The sequence below is a fragment of the Pseudomonas sp. B21128 genome (assembly GCF_044218865.1).
Lineage (GTDB): Bacteria > Pseudomonadota > Gammaproteobacteria > Pseudomonadales > Pseudomonadaceae > Aquipseudomonas > Aquipseudomonas iridis.
On the sequence record NZ_CP162590.1, the window covers coordinates 1,559,099 to 1,572,416 of the forward strand.

10 protein-coding genes are annotated in these 13,318 nt (G+C 61.3%); 5 read left to right on the forward strand and 5 right to left on the reverse strand.

The genetic code is table 11. From position 1 onward, the window contains the following. Positions 1–31: 31 nt before the first annotated feature. From AB4P91_RS06860 to AB4P91_RS06875, 4 genes are all read left to right on the forward strand, one after another. The gene (locus AB4P91_RS06860) at positions 32–1,993 is read left to right on the forward strand and encodes an acyltransferase family protein (protein WP_150687921.1); all 1,962 of its coding nucleotides are present in this window, start codon (positions 32–34) and stop codon (positions 1,991–1,993) included. Between the two features lie 80 nt (positions 1,994–2,073). Beyond that, complete coding sequence (gene ubiD, locus AB4P91_RS06865; RefSeq protein ID WP_150593506.1) at positions 2,074–3,540, forward strand: 4-hydroxy-3-polyprenylbenzoate decarboxylase; 1,467 nt, start codon at positions 2,074–2,076, stop codon at positions 3,538–3,540. Then, positions 3,540–4,508: a CDP-6-deoxy-delta-3,4-glucoseen reductase gene (locus tag AB4P91_RS06870; protein WP_395604530.1), complete on the forward strand. Its 969-nt coding sequence runs from the start codon at positions 3,540–3,542 to the stop codon at positions 4,506–4,508. Before ubiD ends, AB4P91_RS06870 begins: the two co-directional genes overlap by 1 nt. Positions 4,509–4,715: 207 nt before the next feature. Next, positions 4,716–5,384, forward strand: a complete 669-nt coding sequence (locus AB4P91_RS06875) for a gamma-glutamylcyclotransferase (protein ID WP_042561674.1) — start codon at positions 4,716–4,718, stop codon at positions 5,382–5,384. Here AB4P91_RS06875 and glpT read toward each other — a convergent pair. Continuing rightward, positions 5,360–6,709 (reverse strand): glycerol-3-phosphate transporter, encoded by a 1,350-nt coding sequence (gene glpT, locus AB4P91_RS06880; protein WP_042561673.1) that lies wholly within the window; start codon positions 6,707–6,709, stop codon positions 5,360–5,362. The genes AB4P91_RS06875 and glpT overlap by 25 nt on opposite strands. A gap of 200 nt (positions 6,710–6,909) precedes the next feature. Continuing rightward, positions 6,910–7,887: an NADPH:quinone oxidoreductase family protein gene (locus AB4P91_RS06885; protein ID WP_150597865.1), complete on the reverse strand. Its 978-nt coding sequence runs from the start codon at positions 7,885–7,887 to the stop codon at positions 6,910–6,912. Between the two features lie 150 nt (positions 7,888–8,037). Between AB4P91_RS06885 and AB4P91_RS06890 the strand changes: the two genes are divergently transcribed. Beyond that, complete coding sequence (locus AB4P91_RS06890) at positions 8,038–8,445, forward strand: flagellar basal body-associated protein FliL (protein ID WP_042561670.1); 408 nt, start codon at positions 8,038–8,040, stop codon at positions 8,443–8,445. A 16-nt stretch (positions 8,446–8,461) separates the two neighbouring features. On the opposite strand, the gene AB4P91_RS06895 is transcribed toward AB4P91_RS06890, so the two are convergent. The 3 genes from AB4P91_RS06895 to AB4P91_RS06905 are packed head-to-tail and all read right to left on the reverse strand — an operon-like array spanning position 8,462 to position 13,265. Next, positions 8,462–9,580: an ABC transporter permease gene (locus tag AB4P91_RS06895; RefSeq protein WP_150593511.1), complete on the reverse strand. Its 1,119-nt coding sequence runs from the start codon at positions 9,578–9,580 to the stop codon at positions 8,462–8,464. Further along, positions 9,580–12,303 carry a ribosome-associated ATPase/putative transporter RbbA gene (gene rbbA / locus AB4P91_RS06900; RefSeq protein ID WP_395604531.1) on the reverse strand — a complete coding sequence of 908 codons (2,724 nt, stop codon included), beginning with the start codon at positions 12,301–12,303 and terminating at the stop codon, positions 9,580–9,582. The genes AB4P91_RS06895 and rbbA overlap by 1 nt, the downstream gene beginning before the upstream one ends. Beyond that, positions 12,300–13,265 carry an HlyD family secretion protein gene (locus AB4P91_RS06905; protein WP_395604532.1) on the reverse strand — a complete coding sequence of 322 codons (966 nt, stop codon included), beginning with the start codon at positions 13,263–13,265 and terminating at the stop codon, positions 12,300–12,302. Before AB4P91_RS06905 ends, rbbA begins: the two co-directional genes overlap by 4 nt. Between the last annotated feature and the right edge of the window lie 53 nt (positions 13,266–13,318).

Below are 13,318 nucleotides of genomic sequence, written 5' to 3' on the forward strand. Positions count from 1 at the left end.
GACTTTGTATCCAAAAGAAGAAAGGTTTTTCATGCATACGTTTGGCAATCGCCGTGATATCGACGGATTACGGGCACTGGCGGTCATCCCGGTTCTGCTGTTTCATTTCGGCTTCAATACATTCAGTGGCGGCTTTGTCGGCGTTGACGTCTTTTTCGTCATTTCCGGCTTTCTGATCACCACCATCTTGTTCCGTGAAATCAGTGCGCAGCGTTTCAGCTTCCTTGATTTTTGGGGGCGCCGCGCCCGACGCATCCTGCCAGCCTTGACGGTGGTGGTAGTGGTAACACTGGCATTGGGCTGGCTGTTGCTGACGGCCAAAGACCTTTCCGAGCTGGGGCGCACGATTCGTTACCAGTCGTTGTTCATCTCCAACATCCTGTTCATGCGTGAAGACGGCTACTTTGCGCCGGCGTCGGAGCTCAAACCGCTGCTGCATACCTGGTCGCTGGCGGTGGAAGAGCAGTACTACATTTTCTTCCCGCTGATGATGGTGTTGCTGATGCGCTATGTCCGGCATTGGCGCTGGATGCTGTTCGCCGTGCTGCTGGTGTCGTTCGGCCTGAACATCGTCTATATCGAGCGCAGGCCCGAATTCGCGTTTTTCTCGCTGCCGACTCGCGCCTGGGAGTTGCTGTGCGGCGCCATGCTGGCGGTGATGCCTGCGCCGAAGCAGGCCCCAAGCGCATGGCTTCGGCAGTCTGTCGGCCTGGCCGGATTGGCTGCGGTGCTGGTGGCGATCTTTACCTTTGACCGGTCCACGGTGTTCCCGGGCTGGGCAGCATTGCTGCCGGTATTGGGCACGACGGCGCTGATCTGGTCGGGCGCGCAGGGCGCGACATGGACTAGCCGACTGTTGAGTATGCAAGCTCTGGTGTGGATCGGCTTGCTGTCCTATTCGCTTTACCTCTGGCATTGGCCGGTCTATGTGTATGCCAATGCGATCTCGATCGACGGCATCCAGCCTCTGGAGGCGCTGGGCTGGATGGCCCTGGCGCTGGGTCTGGCTTGGCTGAGCCTGCGCTATATCGAACTGCCATTTCGGGAAAAGCGCGTATTCGCCAGCCGTAACTCGGTGTTGGTCGGCGGTCTGGTATCGATCACCGTTCTGGCTATCACCGGCTCGGCGATTCGCTCGGCAGACGGCGTTCCACAGCGTCTGAGCGGCAAGGCGCTGGAATACGCTCAGTCCCGGGAATGGAACGCCGGGCAGTCGAAATGCATGCACTTGAGCACGGACAAGGCGCTGACCAAGTCCTGTCTGGTGGGCGGCGATCCGGAGAGTGGGGCGACAAAATTGTTCTGGGGCGACAGCCACGCCGCCGCATTGTTGCCGGCCATCGAAGGCAACACCGGTCGTAATGTCCAGCCGGCGTGGCTGTACAGCTTGACGGGTTGCCCGCCGATTATCGAAGACAGGCTGCGTCAGCAGTGCAAAGACTTCAATAAGCGCAACATGGAACGCGTCATCAGTCTGGGGATCAAGGACGTGGTGCTGGCAGCGAACTGGAGCCTGTACGTTTATGGTCGCGAAGATGGCGACGGCGACAGACAATTCCTGCTTGATCGCAAGGACAACCCGCGCCAGGCAGAGCAGCGCATGGCCGCCGGCATCAAGGCGCAAGTGGCCGAGCTGCGCCAGGCGGGCGCACAAGTCTGGTTGTTCAAGGAAGTGCCGTTGCAACACAAGAGCTTCATCGACCGCTTGACCAGTCTGGCGCGAATCGGCCGCTCGGCAGAGGGCCTTGGACGCCCGCTTCAGGAGCACTTGGCGCGACAGCAGTTTTTCACGTCACTGTTCAGCTCGATGAGCGCCGCCGATTCGGGCGTGCATGTCATCGACCCGACGCCGCTGATGTGCAAGGACGGGTTGTGTGCCATCGATGTCGATGGCCACTCGCAGTACAAGGATGCGGATCATCTTTCGGACGTGGGCAGCGCCAGACTGAGCCCGTTGTTTGCGCCGCTGCTGCTGGGTACGAACCAAAATTGAGCGATGCCGGGCGCTGACGGGCTGCTGTTTGCCCGTCAGAGCAGGTAGGATGTACGCCTATTTTGAGGGTGCCATCGTCAATGAAATTCAAGGATCTTCGGGATTTCGTGCAGCAGCTTGAGCAGCGCGGAGAGTTGAAACGCATCCAGATTCCCGTCTCGCCGGTGCTGGAGATGACTGAGGTGTGCGACCGCACGCTGCGGGCCAAAGGCCCGGCGCTGCTGTTCGAGAAGCCGACGGGCTACGACATCCCCGTGCTCGGCAACCTGTTCGGCACCCCCGAGCGGGTGGCCATGGGCATGGGTGCCGAGTCGGTCAGCGAACTGCGCGAAATTGGCAAGCTGCTGGCTTTCCTCAAGGAGCCGGAACCGCCGAAGGGCTTGAAAGACGCGTGGTCGAAACTGCCGATTTTTCGCAAGATCATTGCCATGGCACCGAAAGTCGTCAAAGACGCGGTGTGCCAGGAAGTGGTTATCGAGGGCGATGACGTCGATCTGGCGATGCTGCCGGTGCAGACTTGCTGGCCCGGCGACGTCGGCCCGCTGATCACCTGGGGCCTGACCGTCACCAAAGGCCCGAACAAGGACCGTCAGAACCTCGGTATCTACCGTCAGCAGGTGATCGGCCGCAACAAAGTCATCATGCGTTGGCTCAGCCACCGTGGTGGCGCTCTGGATTATCGCGAGTGGTGCGAGAAGCATCCGGGCCAGCCGTTCCCTGTGTCGGTGGCCCTCGGCGCGGACCCGGCGACCATCCTCGGCGCCGTGACGCCAGTGCCGGACAGCCTTTCCGAATACGCGTTCGCCGGCCTCTTGCGCGGCAACCGCACCGAACTGGTCAAGTGCCGTGGCAACGACCTGCAAGTGCCGGCCACTGCCGAAATCATCCTCGAAGGCGTGATTCATCCGGGCGAAATGGCCGATGAAGGCCCGTACGGCGACCACACTGGTTACTACAACGAAGTCGACAGCTTCCCGGTGTTCACCGTCGAGCGCATCACCCACCGGATCAAACCGATCTACCACAGCACTTACACCGGTCGTCCGCCGGATGAGCCGGCGATCCTCGGCGTGGCCCTGAACGAAGTGTTCGTGCCGATCCTGCAGAAGCAGTTTCCGGAAATCACCGACTTCTACCTGCCGCCGGAAGGCTGCTCGTACCGCATGGCCATCGTGACCATGAAGAAGTCGTATCCGGGGCACGCCAAGCGCGTGATGCTGGGTGTCTGGTCGTTTTTGCGACAGTTCATGTACACCAAGTTCGTTATTGTCTGTGACGACGATATCAACGCCCGCGACTGGAACGACGTGATCTGGGCCATCACCACGCGCATGGACCCCAAGCGCGACACGGTGATGATCGATAACACGCCGATCGACTACCTCGACTTCGCCTCGCCGGTCTCAGGTCTGGGTTCGAAAATGGGCCTGGATGCCACCCACAAGTGGCCGGGCGAAACCACTCGCGAGTGGGGCCGTGTGATCGTCAAGGACGATGCCGTCACCCAGCGGATCGATGCCATCTGGAATCAGTTAGGAATAGATTGATGCGTGTAACCCTGCAGCCTTCCGGAGCGGTACTTGAGATACAGCCCGGTGAGCGGATTCTCGATGGTGCGCGGCGCCTGGGCTACGATTGCCCGCAAAGCTGTCGCAACGGCAACTGCCATGTGTGTGCGGCGCTACTGGTGGAAGGCCGGGTCGAACAGGCCGGCACGGTACGCGACCACGGCGAGTTCTACACTTGCATAGCCGAGCCGCTGGAAGACTGCATCGTGCTGTGGGATGGCGTGCTTGCGCTGGGAGAACTGCCGGTGCGCAGCCTGTCGTGTCAGGTCATCGAATGCCGCGACGTCGGCGGCGACACCTGGCGAGTGCGTCTGCGTGCGCCGGCCGGCAAGCCACCGCGCTATCACGCCGGGCAATATTTGATGATCGAGCGCGAGAGCGGCGAGAAGTCAGCGTTTTCCATGGCCTCGGCACCGCACGGTGGGCGCGACCTGGAAATTCACGTGCTGGCGCGCGAAGCCAGTGCGTTGAGCCTGATCGAACAGCTGCAACGCAACGCAATGGTGCGCGTCGAACTGCCATTCGGTGACACTCACCTCGCCGAGCTGCCGGACGGGCCGCTGGTGCTGGTTGCTGCTGGCACGGGGATGGGCCAGATCCACAGCCTGATCGAACATTGTCGCGCCAACGGCTTCAAGTACCCGGTGCATCTGTACTGGGGCGTGCGCCGGCCGGAAGATTTCTATGAGATCGAACATTGGGACGAATGGGTGAAGCTGCCCAATCTGTTCCTGCACAAAGTCGTCAGCGACCAATGTGGCTGGGAAGGCCGCTGCGGAATGTTGCACGAAGCGGTCTGTGAAGACTTTTCTGATCTCAAATCCCTTCACGTCTACGCCAGCGGCTCGCCGGCCATGGTCTACGGGACGCTGGATGCGCTGGTCGAAGCGGGGATGGATGCTCATCAAATGCGCGCCGATGTGTTCGCGTATGCCCCGCGCTCTTGAGCCGCGGGTAAATCGTTATAACTCTCTATATAGCCGATCGGTATTTATCTAATTGGGTAAATACCGGTAGGTTATATATCAATCAGGCAATCTTTTAAGAAGTGTGCCATGGCACCTAAATTGCCTTAAAACAGATGTGCCTTATTGTTACAGCGGTGCGTTCTATTAGGTAATTCTTCACCCGCGGGGAGCTGAACGCTATTCGCCATGAGTGCCATTGAAAACGCTTTTCTGAACCTGGCTTACCCTCCGCGGCTCGATCTTGGGCCGCAGCTGACGCACGAACAACTTCTCGCTTCCATGCAATCGACCATGGCGCGCCACAAGGGCGGGCCGGTGTGGCTGTTCGCCTACGGTTCGCTGATCTGGCGGCCGGAGTGCAATTCGGCGCAGCGCATGCGCGGTCGCGTGCATGGCTATCATCGAGGGTTGTACCTGTGGTCGCACGAACATCGCGGCACCCCGGAAATGCCGGGGCTGGTGTTCGGTCTGGATCGTGGCGGCTCGTGCAGTGGATTTGCTTATCGCTTGCCCGAAGACGATCTGGACAGTGCGCTGTATGCGCTGTGGAAGCGCGAGATGCCGTTCCCGTCCTATCGGCCACACTGGCTCAACTGCCGGCTCGAAGATGGCAGTCAGGTTCAGGCATTAGGATTTGTTTTGGAGCGACACCTGCCCAGCTATGCCGGCAACTTGCCGGATCACGTACTGAGCCAGGTGTTCGCAAGCGCTTGCGGACGTTACGGTACCACTCGCGATTATGTCGAGCAGACCGCCCACGCCCTGCGCAGCCACGCCATGCCAGACCGAAATCTGGAGGCGCGGCTCAAACGCTGTAAGTCACAGGTCGATCAAGCGACCGCTTCGCGGCTCTGACTGGCGACTTGCTTGTGCCATAGCGTCGGGGCCAGGAAGGCCATCGCCAGCAGGCACGCGCTCACCAGCAGTACAAAACCGCCGTCCCAGCCGAAGTGGTCGACGGTGTAGCCCATCGCCGCACTGGCCGCGACCGAACCACCCAGATAACCGAACAGACCGGTGAAACCCGCAGCGGTACCCGCGGCTTTCTTCGGCGCCAGTTCCAGCGCCTGCAGGCCGATCAGCATCACCGGGCCGTAGATCAGGAAGCCGATGGAGACCAGCGCGATCATGTCCACAGTCGGGTTGCCGGCCGGGTTGAGCCAGTAAACCAGCGTCGCCACGGTCACCAGTGCCATGAACACCATGCCGGTCAGGCCACGGTTGCCGCGGAAGATTTTGTCCGACATCCAGCCGCACAGCAGCGTGCCCGGAATCCCTGCCCATTCGTAGAAGAAGTAGGCCCACGAGGTTTTATCCACGGTGAAGCCCTTGGCTTCCTTGAGGTACGTCGGCGCCCAATCCAGTACGCCGTAGCGCAGCAAGTAGACGAAGACGTTGGCCATGGCGATGTACCAGAGCATTTTGTTGCGCAGCACGTATTTGACGAAGATTTCCTTGGCGCTGAATTCGTCTTCGTGGCTGGCGTCGTAGCCTTCCGGGTAGTCGTTCTTGTACTGCTCGATTGGCGGCAGGCCCACCGATTGCGGGGTGTCGCGCATGGTCATGAAGGCGAAAACCGCCACGGCCAGAGCCACAGCCGCCGGCACGTAGAACGCCGCGTGCCAGTCATTGAACAGGCCCATGCCGAGCAGGAACAGCGGGCCGATCAGGCCGCCACCGACGTTGTGCGCCACGTTCCACACCGAGACCACGCCGCCGCGTTCCTTCTGCGACCACCAGTGCACCATGGTCCGTCCGCTCGGCGGCCAGCCCATGCCTTGGGCCCAGCCGTTGATGAACAACAGAATAAACATCATGGTCACGCTGGACGTCGCCCACGGCGCGAAACCGAAAACGAACATCACCCCAGCCGATACCAGCAGGCCGAAAGGCAAGAAGAAACGTGGATTGGAGCGGTCGGACACCAGGCCCATGAGGAACTTGGACAGACCGTAGGAAATGGCGATGGCCGACATCGCCAGACCCAGATCGCCACGGCTGTAGCCCTCGTCGATCAGGTACGGCATGGCCAGGGAGAAGTTTTTGCGCAGCAGGTAATAACCCGCGTAGCCAATGAAAATGCCAGCGAAGATCTGCCAACGCAGGCGTCGGTAGGTGCTGTCTATTTTTTCTTCAGGCAATGGAGCCTGATGTGCGGCAGGACGAAAGAAAGCAAACATTCAAGAGCTCCAGATTTCTTGTTTTGACTGCGGATGCGAATGTTACAGTTTCGTTACCGAAAATAGCACCGGTTCGCATCCACCAAACAGCGGAAATTTTGGAGATCGCGTGTTCCTTTATGAACATGTCGCTCAGGTATAAATGGCGGTCGTATAGGAGATGCCGGATTGCGCGGGGGGCAATCCGGTTTTGATGTTGTTCAGCGCACCTGCACCACAACCTTGCCCACTGCTTTGCGCTGGCCAAGATCATTGATCGCTTGCGCCGCATTGCTCAGTGGATACACCTGCGACACTAGCGGTTTCAGCTTGCCCTCGGCAAACCAGCCGAACAGTTGCTGGAAGTTCGCCGCGTTGTCCTGCGGCTGGCGCTGGGCGAAGGAGCCCCAGAACACGCCGAGTACCGCTGCACCCTTGAGCAGGGCGAGGTTGACGGGCAACTCGGGAATGCGTCCGCTGGCAAAACCGACCACCAGCAGGCGCCCGTTCCAGGCGATGGCGCGGATGGCCTGGTCGAAGAGGTCGCCGCCGACCGGGTCGTAGATCACGTCGGCGCCCTGGCCGTCGGTGAGGCGTTTGATTTCTTCCTTCAGGCTGGTTTCGCTGTAGTTGATCAGTTCATCGGCGCCGGCAGCCTTGGCCACGGCGAGTTTTTCCGTGCTGCTGGCCGCGGCGATGACCCGCGCGCCCATGGCTTTACCGATTTCCACGGCCGCCAGTCCGACACCGCCGGAAGCACCCAGCACCAGCAAGGTTTCGCCCGGTTGAAGGTTGGCGCGTTGCTTGAGGGCGTGCATCGAGGTGCCGTAGGTCATGCTGAATGCAGCGGCGATGTTGAAGTCCATCGACGGCGGAATCGGCAGCACGTTATAGCCCGGCACCGCGACCTGCTCGGCGAAGCTGCCCCAGCCGGTAAGGGCCATGACCCGGTCGCCGACGTTCAGATGACTGACCTTTTCGCCGACGGCGCTGACCACGCCGGCCGCTTCACCACCCGGCGAAAACGGGAAGGGCGGCTTGAATTGGTATTTGCCCTCGATGATCAGCGTGTCCGGGAAGTTGACCCCGGCGGCGTGCACGTCCAGCAGGATTTCGTTCTTCTTGGCGACAGGACTGGCGACGTCTTCCAGCACCAGCGATTCGGCAGGGCCGAAGGCTTTGCACAGCACGGCTTTCATCAGGGCTATTCCTTTGGGAGTGATGGCCGATAAGTGTAGGTGTGTCAGTCAACGGGTCAACGAGCATACCCGGCCCTGATAGCCAGCCATAAGCTTGTGCTTGCGCGGCGGGTCGTTATGCTAGGCCGCAAACCGGATAAGGAGCGAATTGTGAAAGCGTGGATCATGTTGTTGCTGGCCCTGTCTCTGCCTGTGGCAGCGCTGGCCGAAGAAGCCAAAGAAGGCGAGGCGCCGAAGGTCAATTACATCACCCTGAGCCCGCCATTCGTGGGCAACTACGGGCTCGATGGCACGCCTAAACTGAAGGTGTTTAAAGCCGATGTGGCGCTGCGTGTGACCGGTGAAGAGTCGACCAAACTGGTCAAGGCCAACGAACCGTTGATTCGCAATCAACTGGTGGCGCTGTTCTCCCAGCAGACCACAGAAGCGATGGGCAGCATCGAGGGCAAGGAAAAGTTGCGCCAGGAAGCGTTGAAACAAACGCAGCAAGTAATGAATGACGAGACTGGCAAGCCGGTGGTTGAGGATCTGTTGTTCAACAACCTGATCATTCAGTAAGTGCGTTGGCTGCTGTTCAGGACGCCAGGCTTTTGCGAAAGCGCGCCAGGGCAATGACGAAGAACAGCAGGCCGATGGCCGTCAGCGCCAGCAAGTCCGGCCAGACCACGCTCAGCCCGGCGTCGCGAAACAGAATCGCGGCGCTGAGGCTGACAAAATGCGTGGACGGTGAGCCTTGCATGACCCACTGCAGCCATTGCGGCATGCTGTCCAGCGGCGTACTGCCGCCGGACAGCAGCAACATCGGGATGATCACCGGAATGGCCAGCAGGCCGAACTGCGGCGTCGAGCGCGCCAGGGTCGCCAGAAAGATCCCCAGTGCGGTACTGGCGAACAGATAAACCGCCGTCACCAGTAAAAACAGGCTCATCGAGCCGGATAACGGCACGCCGAGCGCGCCTTTGACCACCACCTCCAGTGACACCCAGGTGCACAGCACCACCACCAGCAGGTTGCTCCAGATTTTCGCCAGCATAATTTCCAGCGCCGTCAGCGGCAGCACCAGCAAATGGTCGAGCGTGCCGTGTTCGCGTTCACGCAGCAGCGCCGTGCCGGTCAGGATGATCGCCAGAATGGTGATGTTGTTGACGATCTGAATCACCGCCAGAAACCAGCCCCCCTCCAGATTAGTGTTGAACAGGGCGCGGGTAGTCAGTTGCACTGGCGCCTTGCTCGCGGCATCGCTCTGGCCGCCATAGGCCTGCAGCTCGCGCTGGAAGATCCGGCCGATGTAGCCGGCGCCCATGAACGCCTGGCTCATCGCGGTGGCATCGACGTTGACTTGAATGGCCGGTTGTCGCGCCGCGAGCAGATCGGTCTGAAAACGCGCCGGTATATTGATCACGAAGGTGTATTGGCCGCTGTCCATGACCTGGTCCAGTTGCGCGTAAGGCAACAGCACCGGTGTCTGGAACTCTGGAGGTTGCAGGGCCTGGGCCAACTGGCGCGAGAGGGCGCTGTGGTCTTCGTCGACGATCGCCACGCTGGCGTTGTGCACGCCGATCACCGAACCGGCGGCGGGCATGTAGATCGCCACGGTAAAGGCGTAGAACAAAAACAGCAGCAACACGCTGTCGTGGCGCAGGCTGGTCAGCTCCTTGAGTCCCAGGCGCAGGATGTGCGCGAACTTGTGCATCAGGCCTCCTGCTTTTTCAGCATGACCAGGCTCAGCCCGGTGAACCCGACAAAGAACCCGAACAGCGCCAGGCACTGCGGCCACAGCTGCCGCAAGTCCAGCGCTTTGGTGAAGGTACCGACGGCGATGTCGAGGAAATGCCCCGCCGGAAACAGCATGCCCATCACCGCTGCGGCCCCTTCCAAAGAGGAGCGCGGCACAATCAGCCCGGAGAACTGGATGGTGGGCAGGCTGGTAATGATCATGGTGCCGAGGATCGCAGCGATTTGCGTACGGGTGAACGCCGAGATCAGCAGGCCCATGCTGGTGGTCGCCAGCACATAGAGCAGGCCGCCGAATGCCAGCGTCAGCAGGCTGCCCTTGAACGGTACGCCGAACAGCCAGCGGTTCATCGCCACCAGCAGCGCAAGGTTGATCAGACTGACCAACAGGTACGGCGCTTGTTTACCCAGCAGAAACTCCAGACGAGTCAGGGGCGTGGCGTAGAAGTTGGTGATCGAACCCAGTTCCTTTTCGCGCACGATGCCGAGCGCGGTCAGCATCGCCGGAATGAACGCCAGAATCAGCGCCATCACCCCGGGGCCAATCGCGTTGACGCTGACCACATCCTGGTTGTAGCGAAAGCGCGTTTGCAGGCTGGCGCCCGCCTGATGGTTGATGGCGGGGCTGCTCTGCTCGGCCAACTGCTGAAGATTGGCCAAATGGACGGCTTCGACGTAATTGCGGCTGGTTTCGGCGCGAAACGGCATGCCGCCATCGAGCCAGGCCGCCACGGCGGGTTGGCGCCCGGCGTACAGATCGCGGCCGAACCCGGGGGGAATCTCCAGCGCCAGTTTGATTTCCGAACGTTGCAGGCGTCGATGCAGTTCTTGAGCGTCATGGATGGCCGGTTGTTCGTCGAAATAACGGGAGCCGCGAAAGGCTTCCAGATAAGTTCGGCTCTGCGGTGTCTGATCCTGGTCGTAAACGGCGAACGCGAGGTTTTCCACGTCCAGGGAAATCCCGTAGCCGAAAATCACCATCATGAAAATCGCCCCAGCCAGCGCAAAGGCCATGCGCACTTTGTCGCGCAGCAGCTCCTTGCCTTCGCGACGGGCCACTGCCAGCAGGCGGCCGAGGCTGAAACCGCGCTGCTTGAGCGGTGGCGCGTGAGCCGCTGGCGCTGTCGGCGATTCACTCGTGGGCGGCGATTGGGCCGTGCCCTGGGCCTGTTCCAGGCACGTCACGAAAGCGGCTTCCAGCGTTTCTCCACCGAACTGACGTTGCAGCGCCGCCGGGGTGTCGCACGCCAGGACTTTGCCGGCGTGCATCAGCGAGATGCGGTCGCAGCGCTGGGCTTCGTTCATGAAGTGGGTGGAGAGGAAAATCGTCACGCCTTGCTCGCGGGAGAGTTCGATCAACAGCCGCCAGAAATCATCGCGGGCTGCCGGGTCGACGCCGGAAGTCGGCTCGTCGAGGATCAGCACTTCCGGGCGGTGCAACACCGCCACCGCCAGCGACAGACGCTGGCGCAGTCCGAGAGGCAAGGCCCCGGACGGCTGATCGGCGACGCTGAGCAGATTGAAGCGCTGAATCAATGCATCGATGCGTGGCGCGCTCTCGGCTTTGGGCAAGTCGAACAGCCGGGCGTGCAGCTCAAGGTTCTGCCGCACGCTGAGCTCGCCATACAGCGAAAAACTCTGGGACATGAAGCCGACCCGCTTGCGCGTGGCCAGATCCTTGGCGTCTACCGCGTTGCCGAGCAGCGTCGCACTGCCCTCGCTGGCGGGCATCAGCCCGGTGAGGACTTTCATCGTGGTGGTCTTGCCGCAACCGTTGGAGCCGAGAAAACCGAAAATCTCGCCGCGCCCGATGGCGAAGCTGACGTGATCCACGGCGGTGAAGTCGCCGAAACGCAGCGTCAGGTCGTGGGCCTCGATGGCGATGTCGCTGCTGCCACCGCTACGTGGCGGAATCACCAGCGGCTGGGCGTCATGCTGGCTGTCACTCTGGAAATGCGTGAAGGCCTCATCGAGTTTGCCGCTGGGGGTGACAGCCGCCAGTTCACGGCTCAAGCCGGTGGCGATCAACTTGCCGTTGTCGAGCATCAGGCAATGCTCGAACTGTTCGGCTTCCTCCATATAAGCGGTGGCGACCAGCAGGGTCAGTTGCTGGCGCTGGCGCCGTACGTCGTCGATCAACTCCCAGAAACGCCGGCGTGACAGCGGGTCGACGCCGGTGGTTGGCTCGTCGAGGATCAGCAGGTCCGGCTCATGGATCAGCGCGCAGCACAGCCCCAGTTTCTGTTTCATGCCGCCGGACAACTTGCCGGCGGGGCGCTCAGCGAACTTCAACAGATCAGTGGCGAGCAGCAGGTTGTGCATGCGTTGTTCGCTGTCGGCTTTCGATAGACCGAACAGCGTGGCAAAGAACTGGATGTTTTCGCGGATCGACAGCTCGGGATACAGATTGCCGCCCAATCCCTGAGGCATGAAGGCGATGCGTGCATATAACGTGTCGCGGTGGCGGCGCTGCTCAATGGGCCCACCGAGGACGTCCAACTGCCCTTGTTGCAGGGCCTTCACCCCGGCGATCAGCCCCAGCAGGCTGGACTTGCCGGCGCCATCGGGGCCGATCAGCCCGCAGCGGGTGCCGGCGGGCAGGCTGAACGTGATCTCGCTCAGGGCTTGCTGTTTGCCGTAGCGGTGCGCGATGCCGTTCGCCTGAACCGCGAGATTGCTCATTGCAGATTGGCCGGCCAGGCGATCGGCGCGGTGCGCACATACCCGGCACCGGGCATGCCGGGCTTGGCTTGCGGCACGGCGCTGGGTTGGGTCAGGCGCAGCTTGACGCGGAACACCAGTTTTTGCCGCTCGTCGCGGGTTTCGACTTCCTTGGGGGTGAACTGTGATTTGCCGGCGACGAAACTGATTATTGCCGGCAAGGGTTTCTCGGGCAGGGCATCGAGCAGCACCCGCGCCTCATCCCCCACCGCCAGCCGCCCGGCCACGGAGGCGGACAGGTAGAGGTTCATGTACTGATCATTGGGATCGATCAGCAGCAGGACGCGGCCGCCGGCACCCAGTACTTCGCCGGGTTCGGCCATGCGTAACTGGATCACGCCATCAATCGGCGCGCGCAGGCTGCTGTCGTCGATTTCGCTGGTCAGTTGCGCGACCTGCGCCTGCGCTGCGCCGATCCCTGCACTGACCGCCGACACTTGGGCGCGGGCCGCCGTCACCGCAGCGTTGCCGGTGCCCATGCGCGACTGCAATTGGTCGATGGCCTGGGCGCTGACGAAGCCGTGCTTGAACAGCGACTGCGATCGGCCGAGTTCCTGCTGGGCCAGCAATAGCTCACTCTGACGCAACTGCACGTTGGCCTGAGCGGCGTTGAGGTTTTCCCGGGCGCGCAAGACTTCGGCTTCGGCCTGGTTGCGTTGGGCTTCAAGGGTGCGGGTGTCCATGCGCGCGAGCAATTGCCCTTTAGTGACCTTGTCACCTTCATCGACCAGCACTTCGGCCAGGCGACCGGGTGTCTTGCTGGCGATCTGCACTTCGGTGGCCTCGAGTCGTCCGTTGCCGGCCGACAGGCCCTCGGGCAGACGGCTACTGAGCGACTTCCAGTAACCGAAGCCGCCAGCGGCCAGCAGTAGTGCAATAAGCGATCCGGCAAATAGAAGTGAGGAACGGCTGTGCGTCGACATGGGGGCATCCTGCGGCTGTGGCGTCCAGTCTGACGGTTCAAGCGCTGGGGGCG